16 protein-coding genes and 1 riboswitch are annotated in these 18,279 nt (G+C 67.7%); of the genes, 10 read left to right on the top strand and 6 right to left on the bottom strand.

The annotated features are described in order from the left end of the window. Positions 1–8: 8 nt before the first annotated feature. Positions 9–782, bottom strand: a complete 774-nt coding sequence (locus tag HF877_RS01015) for a sulfite exporter TauE/SafE family protein (RefSeq protein ID WP_169619168.1) — start codon at positions 780–782, stop codon at positions 9–11. A 53-nt stretch (positions 783–835) separates the two neighbouring features. Then, positions 836–1,483, bottom strand: a complete 648-nt coding sequence (locus HF877_RS01020; protein WP_169619170.1) for a DUF998 domain-containing protein — start codon at positions 1,481–1,483, stop codon at positions 836–838. 518 nt (positions 1,484–2,001) lie between these two features. Between HF877_RS01020 and fgd the strand changes: the two genes are divergently transcribed. The 3 genes from fgd to HF877_RS01035 all read left to right on the top strand — a co-directional run bounded on the left by fgd (position 2,002) and on the right by HF877_RS01035 (position 6,373). Beyond that, positions 2,002–3,015 (top strand): glucose-6-phosphate dehydrogenase (coenzyme-F420), encoded by a 1,014-nt coding sequence (fgd, locus tag HF877_RS01025; protein WP_169619172.1) that lies wholly within the window; start codon positions 2,002–2,004, stop codon positions 3,013–3,015. A gap of 68 nt (positions 3,016–3,083) precedes the next feature. Next, positions 3,084–5,168, top strand: a complete 2,085-nt coding sequence (pta, locus tag HF877_RS01030) for a phosphate acetyltransferase (protein WP_169619174.1) — start codon at positions 3,084–3,086, stop codon at positions 5,166–5,168. Positions 5,169–5,182: 14 nt separating this feature from the next. Beyond that, entirely contained in the window at positions 5,183–6,373 is a 1,191-nt protein-coding gene (locus HF877_RS01035) for an acetate kinase (RefSeq protein ID WP_169619594.1), read from the top strand. A 53-nt stretch (positions 6,374–6,426) separates the two neighbouring features. Here the strand turns inward: HF877_RS01035 and HF877_RS01040 are convergent, their stop codons facing one another. The 3 genes from HF877_RS01040 to HF877_RS01050 are packed head-to-tail and all read right to left on the bottom strand — an operon-like array spanning position 6,427 to position 11,040. Beyond that, positions 6,427–8,709, bottom strand: coding sequence for a serine/threonine-protein kinase (locus HF877_RS01040; RefSeq protein WP_240951854.1), 2,283 nt, complete (start codon positions 8,707–8,709; stop codon positions 6,427–6,429). Positions 8,710–8,716: 7 nt separating this feature from the next. Next, positions 8,717–9,688, bottom strand: coding sequence for a glutamate ABC transporter substrate-binding protein (locus tag HF877_RS01045; RefSeq protein ID WP_169619178.1), 972 nt, complete (start codon positions 9,686–9,688; stop codon positions 8,717–8,719). Next, entirely contained in the window at positions 9,685–11,040 is a 1,356-nt protein-coding gene (locus HF877_RS01050; RefSeq protein WP_169619180.1) for a hypothetical protein, read from the bottom strand. The genes HF877_RS01045 and HF877_RS01050 overlap by 4 nt, the downstream gene beginning before the upstream one ends. A 133-nt stretch (positions 11,041–11,173) precedes the next feature. Here HF877_RS01050 and HF877_RS01055 point away from each other — a divergent pair, with 133 nt between their 5' ends. Further along, positions 11,174–12,028 carry an NUDIX hydrolase gene (locus HF877_RS01055; RefSeq protein ID WP_169619181.1) on the top strand — a complete coding sequence of 285 codons (855 nt, stop codon included), beginning with the start codon at positions 11,174–11,176 and terminating at the stop codon, positions 12,026–12,028. A gap of 10 nt (positions 12,029–12,038) precedes the next feature. Here the strand turns inward: HF877_RS01055 and thiE are convergent, their stop codons facing one another. Beyond that, complete coding sequence (gene thiE / locus HF877_RS01060; RefSeq protein WP_169619183.1) at positions 12,039–12,731, bottom strand: thiamine phosphate synthase; 693 nt, start codon at positions 12,729–12,731, stop codon at positions 12,039–12,041. 28 nt (positions 12,732–12,759) lie between these two features. Continuing rightward, positions 12,760–12,874, top strand: a riboswitch (TPP riboswitch). Here thiE and thiO point away from each other — a divergent pair. The 6 genes from thiO (at position 12,869) to HF877_RS01090 (ending at position 18,279) form a co-directional block, all read left to right on the top strand. Continuing rightward, a complete protein-coding gene (gene thiO / locus HF877_RS01065) occupies positions 12,869–13,933 on the top strand; it encodes a glycine oxidase ThiO (RefSeq protein WP_169619185.1) in 1,065 nt (354 codons plus the stop codon). Its footprint overlaps the riboswitch before it by 6 nt. Then, entirely contained in the window at positions 13,930–14,160 is a 231-nt protein-coding gene (thiS, locus tag HF877_RS01070; protein WP_169619187.1) for a sulfur carrier protein ThiS, read from the top strand. The genes thiO and thiS overlap by 4 nt, the downstream gene beginning before the upstream one ends. Beyond that, the gene (locus HF877_RS01075; RefSeq protein WP_296550902.1) at positions 14,153–14,953 is read left to right on the top strand and encodes a thiazole synthase; all 801 of its coding nucleotides are present in this window, start codon (positions 14,153–14,155) and stop codon (positions 14,951–14,953) included. The genes thiS and HF877_RS01075 overlap by 8 nt, the downstream gene beginning before the upstream one ends. A 50-nt stretch (positions 14,954–15,003) precedes the next feature. Further along, entirely contained in the window at positions 15,004–15,933 is a 930-nt protein-coding gene (locus HF877_RS01080; protein WP_169619189.1) for an ABC transporter ATP-binding protein, read from the top strand. Next, entirely contained in the window at positions 15,933–16,715 is a 783-nt protein-coding gene (locus tag HF877_RS01085; protein WP_169619191.1) for an ABC transporter permease, read from the top strand. Before HF877_RS01080 ends, HF877_RS01085 begins: the two co-directional genes overlap by 1 nt. 40 nt (positions 16,716–16,755) lie before the next feature. Further along, positions 16,756–18,279, top strand: coding sequence for a M20/M25/M40 family metallo-hydrolase (locus tag HF877_RS01090; RefSeq protein WP_169619193.1), 1,524 nt, complete (start codon positions 16,756–16,758; stop codon positions 18,277–18,279).

Here is an 18,279-nt window from a genome sequence, read left to right on the forward strand (position 1 = left end):
CCTGTGCCTCAGGCGAGCAACCGGTACAGGCCGATGAGCCCCACTGCGACGATGACCGCCCGTAACACGGTGGGGGACATACGCCGACCGTACCGGGCACCGAGGTCTCCGCCGATCAGCGAACCCACGGCGATCAATACGACCACCGTCCAGTCGATGCGCTCGAACGCCACGAGAATGTATGCGGTGGCCGCGACGATGTTGACGAGCAGCGAGAGCAGATTCTTCGCGGCGTTCTGCCGTTGGATGTGTTCGGTGAGCAGAGCGCCGAACAAGCCCATCAGCAGAATTCCCTGCGCGGCGGTGAAGTATCCGCCGTAGATGCCGACAGCGAAAGTGCCCGCCACGAGCAGACTCATCCGCACCGGACCGATCCGGGCTTCCGGGTCGGCGTCGGTTCGCCGCAGTACCCACTTCTGGATCTGCGGTTGCAGCACGACGAGGACGAGTGCCAGGACCAGCAGGACCGGAACGACGGTCTCGAACACCGTCTCCGGCAGATGCAGCAGAAGCCACGACCCGATCAGCGCGCCGCTGACCGACGCGGGGATCTGCCATCGCAACGTCGGCCACTGGCCGCGTAACTCGCGCCGATAACCCCACGTTCCCGACACACCGCCCGCGACGAGTCCGATCGCGTTCGACATCGTCGCGGTGACGGGCGGCACGCCGAACGCAACGAGGGTCGGGAAGGTGATGAGGGTTCCGGAGCCGACCAGCGAGTTGATCGCACCGGCGCCGAGTCCGGCGAGGGCAACGAGAAACAACTCCAGCGGCGTCACTGCTCGGAGTCTACGGAGACCCCGGGACAGGGTCGAGGCGGCTTCCGGTCGCTCTAGGTGCCTGCATCCTGGCGCGCACTACGCCGCAAGGCGAGGACGACGACAAGGGGCCATATCGTCTCGGGCGTCAAGCCCACCCGCTCGACCAGCCCGAAATACTGCCCGCCCTGCGCCGAGATCAGGAACGCCACGGTCAGGGCCACGAACACCGCGGTCGCGATCGCCGATCCGCGGACGCTCAATGCGAACGACTGCGGACGGCTGCGAGACCCGACGAACGCGGGGAATGTCGCGATCAGGATCGAGCCGATGACGACACTGACCACGTGCGACGTGGCAGACCCGTTCGCCGGTTGCGGAAGTGCCGCGAGAGCGATCCCGGAGATCCCCGCGCCGCCGAGGACCAGTCGTGCGGCGGGACGCAAGGCACTCAGTCCGAGCGCAGTGATCACATGGCACGCGCCGAGCACGAACAGCGATGTCGTCATGATCCAGCGTTCGGCTCCACCGTGCCCGGCGAGCGCGCTCAGGCTCTGCCGCACAGCGCTGTACTCCGGGGGTTGTACCGTGCCCGCGACCACCCAGCCCGCGGTCAGTGCAACGGGGGCGAGCACGGCCGAAGCCACTGCCCACCAGGGTGCCCCGCGATACACGCGGCTCGGCCCGGACGCGGTGATCGATACTCGTTCGACGCTGCCCACGTGCTCCATCGTTGCGCACCAGCGGCTTCCGCGGCGCCGGATTGGAATGTTCCGCGAGGCTCGAAATCGCCAAGCCGTCGATACGGCGGTGCTCGCCGAACGACTGGGTGCGAAGGAAACAGCGCGGTGCCGAGCGGCACGAGCACCCCAGTTCCTCCTGATCGTCTCGGGTCGTACCGGGCGGCAACCTCGCGGCCCGGACGCCGGCCCTTTCTCGCTGTCGCACAGCGTGCTCGCCGTAAAGCTTGCTACCACAGCATGTTCCCATCGACCGTTGTCTCGCTCCGGCGACGCTGCCCGTGCCGTACGGCTCGCCTCGAGTCGCGGTGTGCAGCAACCGGGAGTGCAGGCTCCGGGCTTCGACGCCAGGGTTGACGGGATCCTCGCGCTTTCCCGCACCGCCTCACCGCGCCGCCTGACCGGCACTCGGCTTCCACGGGGCGTTTCGGGCACCGCACCGGTCTCGACCGGAGGGGCATACTCGGGGGAAGTTGCACTACGACGGTCGGAGGATTTCGGTGGCACAGGAACTGAAGCTGGGATACAAGGCGTCGGCGGAGCAGTTCGGGCCGCGTGAGCTGGTCGAACTCGGCGTGCTCGCCGAGGCGCACGGGATGGATTCGGCGACGGTGTCGGATCATTTCCAGCCGTGGCGGCACAACGGTGGGCATGCCCCGTTCTCGCTGGCGTGGATGACCGCGGTGGGCGAGCGCACCGAGCGGTTGCAGTTGGGGACGTCGGTGCTGACTCCGACGTTCCGGTACAACCCGGCGGTGATCGCGCAGGCGTTCGCGACGATGGGGTGTCTGTATCCGGGGCGGGTGTTCTTGGGCGTGGGGACCGGTGAAGCACTCAACGAGATCGCCACCGGCTATGCCGGGCAGTGGCCGGAGTTCAAGGAGCGGTTCGCGCGGCTTCGGGAGTCGGTGGCGTTGATGCGGCAGTTGTGGCTGGGAGATCGGGTCGATTTCGAGGGGGAGTTCTATTCGACGAAGGGCGCGTCGATCTACGACGTGCCCGAGGGTGGGGTTCCGGTGTATGTGGCGGCGGGTGGTCCGGTGGTGGCGCGGTATGCGGGCCGGGCGGGGGATGGGTTCATCTGCACGTCGGGTAAGGGCATGGAGTTGTATACGGAGAAGTTGTTGCCGGCGGTGGCGGAGGGTGCGGCGAAGGCCGGGCGTGATGTGGTGGGGATCGACAAGATGATCGAGATCAAGATTTCGTACGACACCGATCCGGAGTTGGCGTTGGAGAACACCCGGTTTTGGGCGCCGTTGTCGTTGACGCCGGAGCAGAAGCACAGCATCGATGATCCGATGGAGATGGAGGCGGCAGCGGATGCGTTGCCGATCGAGCAGGTCGCGAAGCGGTGGATTGTGGCGTCGGATCCGGATGAGGCGGTGGAGTTGGTGCGGTCGTATGTGGATGCGGGGTTGAATCATCTGGTGTTTCATGCGCCGGGTCATGATCAGAAGCGGTTTTTGGAGTTGTTCGAGCGGGATTTGGCGCCGCGGTTGCGCGCACTCGCCTGACCGGTTTCCCACGCGAGTAGACGCGGGGTGTCCTCTCTCCGGGGACACCCCGCACTAGGGTGGCAACCATGAGTGCTGCTGAAGATTCCGTATCGAGCATCTACATCGCAGCCCCGGAAGGCGACACCGGGAAGTCGACGGTGGCCCTGGGCTTGCTGCAGACATTGTGTGCTTCCACCGCCCGTGTCGGCGTCTTCCGGCCCATCGCTCGATCCGACAGCGACACCGACCACATCCTGGAACTGCTGCTCGAGCGCACCACCGCGGATCTCAGCTACGACGACTGCGTCGGCGTGACCTACGACGAAGTGCACGCCAACCCCGAGGCGGCGCTCGGCGACATCGTGACCAAGTACCACGCCGTCGCCGACCGGTGCGACGCCGTGGTGGTCGTCGGCAGCGACTTCACCGAAATCGCCAACCCCAGCGAACTCGCCTACAACGCACGCATCGCCGCCAACCTCGACGCGCCCGTGCTGTTGGTGCTCCGCGGCGCGCGCCGCACCCCCGAGGAGATCGCACACCTCGCCGACCTGTGCGCGAGCGAACTCGCGTTCCACCACGCGCACCTGAGCGCCATCGTCGTGAACCGGTGTCCACCGGAGGCGCTCGAGGAGGTCGCTGCCGCACTCGGCGGCCGGAAGGAACCGGTATGGACCCTGCCGGAAGTGCCGATTCTCAACGCACCGACCGTCGCCGAACTGCAGACCGCGATCGGCGGCAAGCTCTACAGCGGCGACCCCGACCTGCTGCAGCGGGAAGCACTACGCATCATGGTCGGCGGCATGACCGCCGAACGCATTCTCGAACGCATCACCGAGGGTGTCGTCGTCATCGCACCGGCGGACCGCTCGGACGTCATCCTGACGCTCGTCAACGCCAATGCGGCAGATGGCTTTCCGACGCTGTCGGGCATCATCATGAACGGCGGACTGCTTCCGCACCCCGCCATCGCCCAGCTCCTGTCCGGTCTCGGCTCGAATCTGCCGATCCTCACCACCGACCTCGGAACCTTCGATACCGCTTCGGCAGCGGACCGCACCCGAGGACGCATGGCGCTCGGCGCGCAGCGCAAGATCGACACCGCGCTCGCTCTCGTCGAACAGCACGTCGACACTGCCGCGCTGCTGGAACGGTTGCGGCTGCCCCGGCTGTCGGTCACCACTCCGCAGATGTTCGAGTATCAGCTCATCGACCGTGCCCGCAGTGCACCACGGCACATCGTGCTTCCCGAAGGCGAGGACGACCGCATCCTGCGGGCTGCGGGGCGGGTACTGCAACGGCACATCGCGGATCTCACGATTCTCGGTGACGAGCCCGCGGTCCGGCAGCGCGCTGCCCAGCTCGGAGTGGACATTTCCGGTGCACAGATTATCGATCCGCGCACATCCGAACTCGGCGAACGCTTCGCCGAGGAGTACCACAAGCTTCGTCAGCACAAGGGCATGACTCTCGACCGCGCGACCGAAATCATGCGGGACGTCTCGTATTTCGGAACGATGATGGTGCATTTCGGACTGGCCGACGGAATGGTGTCCGGCGCCGCGCACACCACCGCGCACACCATCCGCCCGTCGTTCGAGATCATCAAGACCGAGCCCGGAGTGTCGACGGTGTCGAGCATCTTCCTGATGTGCCTGTCCGACCGGGTCCTCGCGTACGGCGACTGTGCGGTCGTACCCGCGCCCACCGCCGACCAGCTTGCGGACATCGCCATCTCGTCGTCGGCGACGGCGGCGAAATTCGGAATCGAACCACGTATCGCAATGCTGTCGTATTCGACCGGAGAATCGGGTTCGGGCGCGGATGTCGACAAGGTGCGCACCGCCACGGCCCTCGTCCGGGAGCGCCGCCCGGACCTCGCGGTGGAAGGGCCGATCCAGTACGACGCGGCGATCGAACCGACCGTCGCGAGCGCGAAGCTTCCCGATTCGGAGGTAGCCGGGCGAGCCACGGTGTTCATCTTCCCTGACCTCAATACCGGCAACAACACCTACAAGGCGGTGCAACGCAGTGCCGGAGCCGTCGCGATCGGGCCGGTGCTGCAGGGGCTGAACAAGCCGGTCAACGATCTGTCGCGCGGGGCGTTGGTCCAGGACATCGTCAACACCATCGCGATCACGGCAATTCAGGCGCAGGGAGAAGAATCGTGAGCACATCCACCTCGTTGACCGAGGGGACCGTCTTGGTACTCAATTCGGGTTCGTCGTCGATCAAGTTCCAGCTCATTCACCCCGAAAGCGGTGAAGCTGTAGCGCACGGACTCATCGAGCGCATCGGCGAGCCGGAGGGGCGGATCATCTTCCACCACACCACCGGAACCGAGGAGCGGGTGGGCGAGATCCGCGACCATCGGGCCGGCTTACGCACGGTGCTGGACATGCTCGAGACGCTGGGCAGGCCGCTGCAGGAAGCCGGTATCGCAGCCGTCGGGCATCGGGTTGTTCACGGCGGCACAGTGTTCCACGAACCTGCCCTCGTCGACGACGACGTGGTGAAGGCCGTGGCCGAGTTGTCCATCCTCGCGCCCCTGCACAATCCGGCGAACGCCATCGGGATGGAGGTCGCGCGCGAGGAACTGCCCGACATCCCGCACGTCGCGGTCTTCGACACCGCGTTCTTCCACGCGCTGCCCGCGGCAGCCGCAACGTACGCACTCGAGCGAAACATCGCTCGCGAGCACGACATCCGGAGATACGGATTCCACGGGACGTCGCACGAATACGTCTCACAGCGCGCGGCAGCGTTCACCGGTCGCAACCAGGCCGAACTGAACCAGATCGTGCTGCATCTCGGCAACGGCGCATCCGCGTCGGCCATCGAAGGTGGCCGTCCCATCGATACGTCGATGGGGCTGACTCCTCTCGAGGGCCTCGTCATGGGTACGCGAACGGGCGATATCGACGCCGGCGTCGTCATGCACCTCAATCGGGTCGCGGGAATGAAGGTCGACGCGATCGACGACCTGCTCAACCGGCGCTCCGGACTCCGCGGTCTCTCCGGTGTCAACGACTTTCGCGCGCTGCTGAACCTCATCGACGAAGGCGACGAAGACGCGAAGATCGCGTACGACGTCTATGTGCACCGGTTGCGGAAGTACATCGGTGCGTACGTCTTCGAGTTGGGTGGCGCCGATCAGATCATCTTCACCGCCGGCGTAGGCGAGAACAATGTCGATGTCCGGCGTGACGCGCTCGCGGGCCTGGAACGGCTCGGCATCGTCGTCGACCTCGAACGCAACGCAGCCCCCGGTAAGGGGGAGCGGCGGATCTCCGCAGACGAGTCGGAGGTCGAGGTCTTGGTCATCCCCACGAACGAGGAACTCGCGATCGCCCGCGCCGCTGCGGAATTCGCGTAACGGAGGCCCAGCAGCGGCGTCGGATCAACAGCGGTGTCGGATCAACAACGCTGTCAGATCAGGCTGCGGGGACGGATGGCGTTCGCGAGATCGACCAGGACGTAGCGATGCGCGCGCTCGGGGCACTTGCGGGCGAGTTCCCGAAGGGCGGCTTCGGTGCCGCGGCGCAGACCGTTCTCCGTGAACCGGCTGTCGAGGATCCGGCCGTGGTCACGCCGGGGGGATCGCCCGGCCCGGATCCATTCGAGGGCGGTGCCGAGAACCAGGGCACGCATCTGCAGGGCGCGGCCCTCGTCGGCGGGCAACGACGACACACGCTTCGCGGCGTCGAAGAGGTCGGCATCGGTCAGCTCGTCGATGTTGCCGTGACGCAGCAAGATCAGCGCTGCGGTCATGTTCGCGACGTTGTGGTGTCGTGACGTGTGGGGAACCTGGTCGAGGACGTCGACCGCGTCGCCGGTCCTGCCGCTGCCCGCGAGTTGGCGGGCGAGGCCGAAGGCGGCACTGACCACGCTGTGGTCGGTGCGCCACACCGTGCGGTAGAAGTTCTCGCAGAAGGCACGCCAGGACGCGGGATCATCGCTCTCCCAGTGTTCGAGCGTCAATTCCGCGGTGGCGGCCAGCGCGAGTTTGGGTGCGAGTTCACCCGGCAATGCCTGCAGCACCCGATCGAAGCGGGCGAATGCGCCTTCGTAGTCTTCTTGTAGCAGGGCAGCGTTACCGGCGTACCAGTCGATACGCCAATCGGCGCCGGTCTCTCGTTCGAGCCGGGTGAGGATCTCGATGGCTTGTTCGCCGCGCCCCAGATCCACATTGGCCCGCACTTCGGCGAGAGTGATCTCGCGGGAGAACGCGGCGTCGGTGGTTCCGGACACGCGCTCGAGTCCGTTGTCTCGGGCGTGCCGCAACGAGTCGAGGGTCTGCTGGGGTTCGCTGTGCACGGCTGCGGTGAGAAGGGCGGCACTCGGATCCGCGGGGTCGAGCAGCGGCACGGGCAGCGCCGCTGTGACGGCGCGAGGGGAGAGCACCACCGTACGATCGACTCCGTCGGCGAGCGCGTCGGTGCGAGCCACATCCTCGTCGGTGCCGAAGGTCGTGCGTTGCGGGCTGAACATCGTGGAGAACCCGGGATGTTCGGTGCGGGTCTGCTGCGACAGGATTTCACGGAGCACTCCGGTGAGCTGGCCGGCAACCTCGTCGGCCGACGAGAACCGCAGGGCTGGATCCGCGTTCGTCGCGCGCAGGAGCAGGCGGTGGAACGAGTCGAATTCGGCGAGCAACGGAGCCTTTGCCGGTGTGGGCAGTCCGTCGAGGTACCGGCCCTTCTCCGAGGGCATTTCCAAGGTGAGTACCGCGAGCGTGCGGCCCACGGTGTAGATGTCGCTGGCGACGGTGGGACCCGTCCGCACGATTTCGGGAGCTTGATATCCGGGGGTGCCGTACAGGTACCCGTAGTCCTCGATGCCTGCCACGGCGCCGAGGTCGATCAGTTCGAGTTGCTCGTCGGTCACCATGATGTTCTCGGGTTTGAGGTCGTTGTAGACGAGACCGATCTCGTGCAGATACTGCAGCGCCGGAAGAACTTCCAGCATGTAGGCGATGGCCTGCTCCACCGGCATCCGTTGTGGCTTCGAGTACGTGTCGAGGACTTCCCTCAGCGTGTGCCCGCCGACGTACTCCATGACGATGTAACCCATCGGCGTGCCGTCGGGGAGTGGGTGCTCGACGAAGTTGTAGATGCGCACGATGCTCGGGTGGCTGACTTCCGCGAGGAATTGCTGCTCGGCGACCGCGACGGCTTGCGCCTCCGCATCACCCGAGTGCAGCAGACCCTTGAGGACAACCCACCGATCGCTGACATTGCGGTCCACAGCGAGGTAGATCCAGCCGAGCCCGCCGTGCGCGAGGCACCCTTGGATCTCGTACTGGCCCGCCACGAGGTCTCCGCGCTGCAGGACAGGGGTGAAGGAGTAGGGCGACCCGCACCGCGGGCAGGTGCCCGCTGTCGGTCCCGGGCCGGACGGTGTGCTGCGCCCGACCGGTTCGCCGCACTTCCAGCAGAACCGTTTCCCCTCCGCGACATGCGGCGTGCGCAGCACGGCGTGCATCGGGTCCTGTGGCGCAGCGACCGGTACATCGACCAGTCCTGCGATCCGGCGACGGCCCGCTCCGCGCGGCCGGGTACGCCGGCTCGAGGAACGCTGAGAAGGCATCGAACGCTCGGACGGACCCGTGGCCGGGAGCGGGGCCCGCTGCGTTCCCTGCCCCGGCGCGGTCTCGCTCTGCGCGCTCGCGGAAGCGGAATCTGCGTCGTCGGGCGTGCGGTTGGCGGACATCACTTCCTCAATCCACATACGTGGGTGCCGGTGGCTCCGGCGCGGGCCCCAGTACCGAAAGGTACCTGTCGTAGAGTGCGGTCCAGGTGCCGTCCGAGCGGATACGTTCCAGTGTGCGGTTGACGAACCGAACCAGGTCGTCGTTGCCCCGGGTGATCCCGATTCCGTACGGTTCCGTGCGCAGCGAGTCCCCGACGACTTCGACGTACGGGTCCTGGGCGGCGAAGCCCGCCAGGATCGTGTCGTCGGTGCTCACGGCGTCGACCTGCCGTTGCTGGAGCACCACCAGGCAGTCCGCCCAGGACGGGACCGTCAGAATCGACGCGGACGGCTGTACCTCGCGCATCCGCTCGAGCGAAGTGGTGCCGTCGACGATGCACACGCGTCGCCCCACGAGGTCGGAGACGTTGCGGATCCCGGAATTTCTGACCACGAGCACACGTTGCTCGGCGCGCAGATAGGTTGTGGAAAAGTCCACGAGTTCGCGACGCGCGCACGTGATGCTCATCGTCTTCGCCACGATGTCCACCGTCGAAGTCTGCAGCGCCTCCTCGCGCTCGGCGGAACTGAGAATCCGGAAATCGACCGATTCGGGACTGCCGAGGAGATCACGGGCGATTTCACGAGCGATGTCGACATCGAAGCCGGTGATGTCACCGGTGGTGGGGTCGCGATAACTCAGCAGATTGCTCCCGGCGTCGAGTCCGACGATCAGGCGGCCCCGGGCGCGGATCGCGTCGAGGGTCGGTCCGGAGTCGGCGCCGTTCGGGCGCAGGCTCGCGGTGGGGTCACCGCATTCCGGTGAGGCGGATGTCGGCCCGGACGGTTCGGCGATCCTGGCGCCTTCCGGAAGCGGGAAGGTTCTCTCGGCGGTCTCGACGACGGATGGACCAGGGGAAGGCTGTGTGCCGCAAGAGGATACGAGAGCAGCAGTGGCACACAGTGCAGCGGCGAAGGCGGAGGTGCGGCGCGATCTCATTGGTACTCCCTGATCCGTCGCCACAGTCCGATGCCGCTTCCCGTGAGCGCGATGACGACGAGGATCACGGCGGCCGGAACGAGCCCCGACAATGTGCGGGAGGCACGGGACTCGTTGTCGCGTAGTTCGGTACGTGATTCTGCGATGGCGGTCGAGAGGGCACCGTCGAGTGTTGTGAACTGTGCGGTGGATTCGTCCGGGCCGGGTCCGATCACCAGGACGACGGCGGCCTCGTAGTCGCCGCGTTCGAGAGCGTCCGTCGTGCGCGCATGAGAATTGATCCACGCGTCGCGGGCTGCCTGCGCACGCTGTACCGCTTCGGCCCCGGCTTCGGTCGGGTCGGCGCCGCCGTACCGTTCGAGAAGTTCCCCGAGCCGGGTGATCCGCTCGCCGTACGTTCCGTCGTACGCGCCGGTGGAGTGGCGTTGCGCCAGCAGCAGCGTTTCGGCGGTGCGTGACTGCTGGGCGAGGATTCTGCTCTCCGTGAGGACCGCCAGTGGTTCGGCGCCCTGTTCGAGGGCGCGTTCGGTGGCGTCGGAGGACACCAGTCCCGCGACGAGAAGCCAGGCGAGCAGCGACCCGGCCGCGGCGATGGCCACCAGCAGACCGAGATTGAACGTGCGGCGGGTTTTGCGGCTGACCAGCATGTGAACCGCGACGAGCGCGGCGACGGTGACGAGCAGCAGTCCGATCGCCGGCCATGGTGGCCGCACCGCGGCACGCTGCGTGGCCTCGACCGCGGAGATCCCTTCCGACTGCAGTTCCTGCGCCGCGGGAAGCAACACGGACTGCATCATGTACGACGCTTCCCCGAGGTAGGCGGAGGCGACGGGATTGCCGACGCGCGAATTGGCGCGCGCGGTCTCGATCAGCCCGGTGTAGACGGGCAGCAGGCGTCCGATCTCGGTGAGGTTGCGGGTGCTGTGGGCCTGGTCCGCGGTGAGACCGGCCGCGGCGATCACGAGATGGTCGGAGGCCTCGGCGAGGGCGTCGAGATAACGCTCCCGAACCTCGGGAGGCTCTATGCCCCCGGAGATGAATCCTGTCACCGCGGCGGCGTCCGCGACGGACAGCGCGCTGTACAGGTTTTGGGAAGCGTTCGCGAGCGGTTCGGTCGTCGCGAGGAGCCGGCCGTGCGTGTCCTGCCGTGCGCCCACGAGTTGCACCGTCACCACGCACGACGCGACGAGCAGGACGGCGAGCACACCCGCGAGGACCGCGAAGAGCACGGGAGTGGACTGCAACGTGCTGCCGCGTCGGCGGGCAGCGCGTACAACCGGGTTTTTGGGATCCTCGGTACGCTGGTTGTGGTTCTCGACCGGTAGAACAGTAGGGGTCAGGCGAATATCCACCGCATAACCCCCCTTCTCAGGTTGCCGGTTTTGTGGAGCATATAAGCAGCACGCGAAAGAATGTGCCGACCACGGACACGGGATCTCCTCGCCCGAGCACTTCCGTGACGGCTGGGACCAGGGAGCGGACAGGATGCGCGGTGACGGGGACGGCTGGGCCGTCGGGCCGGACGGTGACAAGCGGTGGGGACGGCACGGTGCCGCCGGATTGCTCCTGCGCGCGCCGCTTCCGGACGGGACTCCCGCTGTTCTCCTGCAGCACCGGGCGGCGTGGAGTCATCAGGGCGGAACGTGGGCACTGCCCGGCGGCGCTCGCGACTCGCACGAAAGCACCGTCGACGCGGCGGTCCGCGAAGCGCACGAGGAGGCCGGGATCGAGGTGACGGCACTCGCCGTGCGTGCCGTGCGGGTCACCTCCGGGTCGGTGGGCGGGTGGACCTACACCACGGTCGTCGCCGACGCTGCTGCTCCGCTCGACACCACGCTCAACGGTGAGAGCACCGAACTCCGCTGGGTGCCCGAAGAGCAGGTCGGCGAGATGCCGTTGCACGCGGGTTTCGCGGAGGCGTGGCCCGCCCTGCGCACCCGCCCGGTACGGATGCTGCTCGACACCGCGAATGTCCTCGGCTCGACCGGGCCGACGGGCTGGTGGCGGGATCGTCCGGGCGCGACGAGTGCTCTGCTCGCGAATCTCGCCGCCGTCCTTCCCCGGACCGTCGAGCTTCCGGACGGCCTGTTCGGGTGGGTGCCGCAGGTCGAGGCGGTCCTCGAAGGAGCTGCCCGCGGTGCGGCGACGGACGACGCCCGCATTCCCGTGCACACCGCGGAGGGGAGCGGAGACGACGAACTGGCCCGCCTCGCGGCAAGTACTGCGACCGCGGTCGACCCGGGGGTCACGGTCGTGGTCACCGCCGACCGCGGACTTCGTGACCGGCTTCCCGGCAACGCGGTGACACTGCCCCCGTCCGCTGTCCTGGCGTGGCTCTAGAGCGCGCCGTTCACGGTGTGGGCAGCGCGGCTTTCAGCGCTGCGGCGGCGGCGCGCGGATCGGCGGCTTCGGTGATGGCCCGCACGACGGCGATCCGGGTGGCGCCCGCGTCGAGGACCTGAGGCAGCCGCTCGAGATCGATCCCGCCGATCGCGAACCACGGCCTGCGCGGATGCGACTTGTGGACCTCTCGCAGCACGCTCAGACCCGCTGCCGGACGACCCGGTTTGGTCGGGGTGTCCCACACCGGACCCGACGCGAAATAGTCGACTCCCTCTTCGATGTCGGCGAGCGACGCCTGCCCGCGGGTGCCGGTCGACCGGCCGATCACGATGTCGTCGCCGAGGATGCTTCGCGCATGCTCGACCGGCAGGTCGCCCTGGCCGAGGTGGAGGATGTCGGCACCCGCGGCAAGGGCGATGTCGGCTCGGTCGTTGACCGCCAGCAACGCACCGTGGCGCGCGCATGCGTCGGCCAGGATGGACAGGGCTGCGAGTTCGTCACGCGCCTCGAGCCGGCCGTACTTCTTCTCACCCGCCGAACCCTTGTCGCGCAGCTGAACGATGTCGACACCGCCGGTCAGCGCCTCGTCGATGAAACGGGCGAGGTCGCCGGTGTCGCGGCGCGCGTCGGTGCACAGGTACAGCCGGGCGGTCGCGAGACGCCCACGGGGGTCGGGATGGTTGCCGCGGTAGGTGGTCACGGTCAAGACGGTAACCTCTCGGGTAGACGAGATACGACACGGGAGTCCCGAGGTACACGGGGCTGAGAGGGGGCCTGCCGGCCCCGACCGTTATGACCTGAACCGGATCATGCCGGCGCAGGGAGTGAGGTGGACCGATGACAACAGTGGCAGTCGTGGGTGGCGGAGTGATCGGTCTGTCGATCGCGTGGCGCGCGGCCCGCTCGGGGTATGTCGTCACCGTCCACGATCCGGATCCCGGTTCGGGTGCGTCCTGGGTGGCAGGCGGAATGCTCGCCCCGTTGTCCGAAGGGTGGCCCGGCGAAGGCCACGTCCTCGAACTCGGTGCCGCGTCGCTGCAGCGCTGGCCCGAGTTCGCGGCACTCCTCCGGTCCGGGACCGGCATCGACCTGGTGACCTCCACCGCGTCGATGACGGTGGCTCTCGACGCCGCAGACGCCGCGGACCTGCGCACGGTCGCCGAGTGGGTTCAGGCGCAGGGCCACGAGATGCGGGTGCTCTCCCGTGCGGAGGTGCGAGACCTCGAACCGTCCCTCGGGCCTCGCATCCGTCTCGGTTTGCTCGCGTCGGCGGAATTGTCCGTGGACAACCGGGCGCTCGTCGTCGCCCTGCGTCGTGCCGCTGTCGATGCCGGTGTCCGATTCTCCGAGGCGCCGGTCGCCGACCTCGCCGACCTCGCCGCCGATCGCGTGGTGCTCGCGGCCGGTTCCGCCTCCTCCCGGTTGTGGCCGGCCCTGCCGGTACGGCCCGTCAAGGGCGAGATCCTGCGGTTACGGATGCGCCCCGGAGCGACGCCGCTTCCGGAGCGCACCATCCGGGGCAACGTCCACGGCAGACCCGCCTACCTGGTACCCCGCCGTGACGGTCTCGTGGTCGGTGCCACCCAGTACGAGGCGGCGGATACGCAGGTGACCGTCGCGGGGGTGCGCGACCTGATCGCCGATGCGGAGGCACTGCTGCCGGCGATCGGCGAGTACGAACTCCACGAGGCGAGCGCGGGACTGCGCCCCATGACACCGGACAACCTTCCGCTCATCGGGCGGTTGTCGGAACGCGTGATCGCCGCGACGGGACACGGCCGCAACGGCGTGCTGCTCACACCCCTGACCGTCGACGCGGTGCTCGCAGAATTGTCCGAAGATCCCTTGTCCGAGGTGAAGCATGCTTCCCCTCAACGATTTACGGAAGTGGTAGCGCAATGACCAACGGAACCGGGTCGAACCGAACTCAGGTGGGCGTCACCGTCAACGGTGAGGACAAAGACTTCGCGGTGGCACCGACGATGTCGGAACTGCTGGCAGGCATGGGGCTGCCCGAGAAGGGCCTCGCCGTCGCAGTCGACGGCGTGGTGTTCCCCCGCAGCCGCTGGAGCGAGCGGGTCGCCGCGGGCGCACAGATCGAGATTCTCACGGCGGTCCAGGGTGGCTGAATTCCTCGACGGCCCTTCCGGCGACCCGGCCGCGGACCTGCCGCCGTTGACCATCGCCGGTCGCACCTTCGGGTCCCGGCTGATCACCGGAACGGGCGGAGCGGCGAGTCTCGCTGCGCTGGAAGACGCGCTGGTCGCGTCCGGAACCGAACTGACGACCGTCGCGATGCGCCGCGTCGATCCGACATCGGGCACCGGTGTCCTCGATCTGGTGCGCCGGCTGGGGATCGCGCTGCTGCCGAACACCGCCGGTTGCCGTGGCGCGAAGGAAGCCGTGCTCACCGCGCAACTCGGACGTGAGGCGCTCGAGACCGACTGGGTCAAACTCGAAGTCATCGCCGACGAGCGGACACTGCTCCCCGACGCGATCGAACTGGTCGCGGCTGCCGAGCAATTGGTCGACGACGGGTTCGTGGTCCTGCCGTACACGACGGACGATCCCGTGCTCGCGCGCCGGCTCGAGGACATCGGCTGTGCCGCGGTCATGCCGCTCGGCTCGCCCATCGGGACGGGCCTGGGCATTGCGAACCCGCATCACATCGAGATGATCGTCGAGGCGGCCGGGGTGCCGGTGATCCTGGACGCCGGAATCGGCACCGCATCCGACGCCGCGCTCGCAATGGAACTCGGTTGCGACGCAGTGCTGCTCGCAACCGCGGTCACGCGCGCGAAAGAACCCGCGTTGATGGCCTCGGCGATGCGGCACGCGGTCGAAGCGGGATTCCGCGCACGCCATGCCGGACGGATTCCGAAACGGTTCTGGGCGCAGGCGTCGTCGCCTCTCGAACCCTGATGACGGTGCGGTAGCTGCGCGCGCGGTCCCGATCGTGCAGAGTATGGCCCATGATCGAAGTGACCGGACTGACCAAGACCTTCGGGTCCACGACCGCGGTCGACGATGTGACGTTCACGGTCCGCCCCGGCATCGTCACCGGGTTTCTCGGCCCCAACGGCGCCGGGAAGTCGACGACGATGCGCATGATCCTGGGCCTGGACCGCCCGACCTCGGGCAGCGCGCTCATCGGAGGCAAGCCGTATCGCAGCCTGACACGGCCGCTCCAGACGGTGGGAGCGCTCCTCGACGCGAAGTGGGTGCACCCCAACAGGACGGCGCGTGCGCACCTTCGGTGGCTCGCGGCGTCCAACGGCCTGCCGGCCTCCCGCGTGGACGAGGTGCTGCGCCAGGTCGGTCTCACCGAAGTCGCCGGGAAGCGCGCCGGTGGGTTCTCTCTCGGCATGTCGCAGCGGCTCGGTCTCGCCGGGGCGCTGCTCGGCGACCCGCAGGTGCTGCTCTTCGACGAGCCCGTCAACGGGCTCGACCCGGAGGGCATCATGTGGATCCGGCGCTTCATGCACGCCCTTGCGGCAGAGGGTCGCACCGTGCTGGTGTCGAGCCACCTGCTGTCGGAGATGGCACAGACCGCCGACCATCTGATCGTCATCGGGCGGGGACGCCTGATCGCCGACACGTCGGTGAAGGACTTCGTGGACCGGGCCTCCGAATCGGTCGTCGTGGTGCGCAGTCCTTCTGCCGGCGAGCTGCGCAGCGCCCTCACCGAGCGGGGGTACACCGTCCGCGAAGAGGACGGGGCGCTGCTGGTGCCGAACGTGGGCATTGCCGAGGTCGGTGAACTCGCCGCGTCGCGATCACTCGTGCTGCACGAACTGTCCAGCCGTAACGCGTCGCTCGAAGACGCATTCATGAAACTCACCGGGGGCCACGTGGAATTCCACGGCACCGGAACCGACGACGTCATGAAAGGCGGACTGTGATGGCGGGGACCGTGCTCGACACGCTGCGGGCCGAACGGATCAAACTCACCTCGGTGCAGTCGCCGTTGTGGTGCACGGTGGTGATCGTCGCGCTCGGGCTGGGCCTGGCCGCGGTTCTCGGTTCGGTCGCGCGCAGTTCGCTCACCGCGGACGACGAAGTGATGCAGTTCTATCCCACCGTCGACGTCGCCGTCAGCGGTGTCACGGGATTCGGCGTGTTGGTGCTGATGATCCTGGCAGCACTGTCGGTCACCAGCGAATACCGGTTCGGCGTCATCCGCACGACCTTCCAGGCCACGCCCAACCGGACGCTCCTCCTGACGGTCAAGGCCGCGCTCATCGGTGTGCTCGGCGCGATTCTCACCGGCGTGCTCGGTCTCGCGTCGTTCCTTCTCGCGAAGATGCTGGCGGGACCGGATGCCGGACGAGATCTCGTACTCAGCGGCGAGCCGGCGTGGCGGGCGATCTACGGAATTCCGCTCTACGCGTTCCTCTGTGTGGTGCTCGCGATCGGTGTCGGTACGCTGCTGCGCCAGTCCGCCGGGACGATCGCGCTGCTGCTGCTGTGGCCACTGCTCATCGAGTCGCTGTTCGGATTGTTCGGATCGGTCGGACGTGAAATCCAGCCGTTCCTGCCCTTCGCCAACGCCAACAACTTCCTCAGCATGGAGCAGGGCATCGAATTCCACTGGGGTGCATGGGGTTCCCTCGTGTATTTCGCGGTTTTCACGGCTGTGGTGTTCGCTGTGTCACTGGTCGTGGTGAACAAGCGGGACGCCTGAGCACCACGCGCGGACCCCACCGGTCGATTACGCTCTGCCCATGGCGCGCGGACGGTGGGGACGGGCGGGGTTGTCGATCGCGGTAGCGGTCCTGTCGGTCGCGGGATGCGCGGCCGACGACAGTACCGAGGGCGGTGGTTCCGGCAGCGGGGGTTCCGGCAGCGTCGATTCCCCCAGCGGGCAGGCACCGCCGTCGCTCGACCCGTACGCGATCGCCGACCGGGTGCAGATCGAGGCGGTCACGGCACATCTGAGCGAACTCGAACGCATCGCCGGCGAGAACGACGGCAACCGCGCGCTCGGCACCCCCGGATACGACGCGAGTGTCGACTACGTCGCCGGCCGGTTGCGCGACGCCGGGTTCGACGTGCAGACACCGGAATTCGACGTGACCGGGTTCGACGTTGAGACCGAGGCCCTCGACATCGACGGCACCCCCTTGGGCGTGCGCGCGCTGGGCTTCTCGCCCTCGACCGGGCCGGACGGACTCACCGTGCGCCCCGTGCGGGTTCCGGCCGACGAGACGCCGGGCTGTGAGCCCACCGACTACGACGGCCTCGACGTCTCCGGATCGGCGGTACTCGTCGACCGCGGTGCGTGCACGTTCTCGGTGAAGGAGCAGGTCGCCGCGGATCGGGGAGCGGCCGCAGTGCTGGTCGTCAACAACGAGGACGGGCCGCTGTCCGATGCGGGACTCGCCGAAGACGAGAAACCCCGGATACCTGTCGGAGGACTCGCCCGGCAGGACGCCGACACGGTCGCAGGGGCATCCTCGGTGAATCTGACTCTCGACACCACGACCGAGAGGCAGCGTTCGCGCAACGTGATCGCCGAGACCTCCACCGGCGCGGCCGACAATGTGGTGGTCGTCGGCGCACATCTCGACAGCGTCCCGGAGGGGCCCGGCGTCAACGACAACGGCACGGGAGTCGCCTCCGTGCTCGAAACCGCACTGCAACTCGGCGCGGAACCGGATGTTGCCAACAAGGTGCGCTTCGCATTCTGGGGAGCGGAAGAAGCCGGGCTCGTCGGATCCGCTCGTTATATCGACGGATTGTCCGACGACGAACGCCGCGACATCGCGCTGTATCTCAACTTCGACATGCTCGGCTCCCCGAACCCCGGGTACCTCGTCTTCGACGGAGACGACTCCGACGGCGAAGGGGAAGGTCCCGGGCCGGAGGGATCGGCGGGGATCGAGCGGACGTTCGCACAATTCTTCGCGGAGCGCGGCATCACCGTGTCGGGCACCGATTTCGACGGCAGGTCCGATTACGGACCGTTCGTCGCCGTCGGCATTCCCGCCGGTGGGGTGTTCAGCGGTGCAGACGATGTGAAGACCGCCGAACAGGCGGAGCTGTGGGGCGGTACCGGCGGTAAGGCATTCGACCCGAACTACCACACCGCCGAGGACGACGTCGCGAACGTGGACCGCGACGCGCTCGCCGCAGCCGCGGCGGCCGTCGGGTACGGCACGGCGTTCTACGCGTTGTCGGTGGATGGGCCGGACGGGGTGCCCGTCGGCGACGCACGAGTGCAGGCACGCGAGGCGTTCACCGAGTAA

The sequence above is a fragment of the Rhodococcus sp. BL-253-APC-6A1W genome, from assembly GCF_012843405.1.
Lineage (GTDB): Bacteria > Actinomycetota > Actinomycetes > Mycobacteriales > Mycobacteriaceae > Rhodococcus.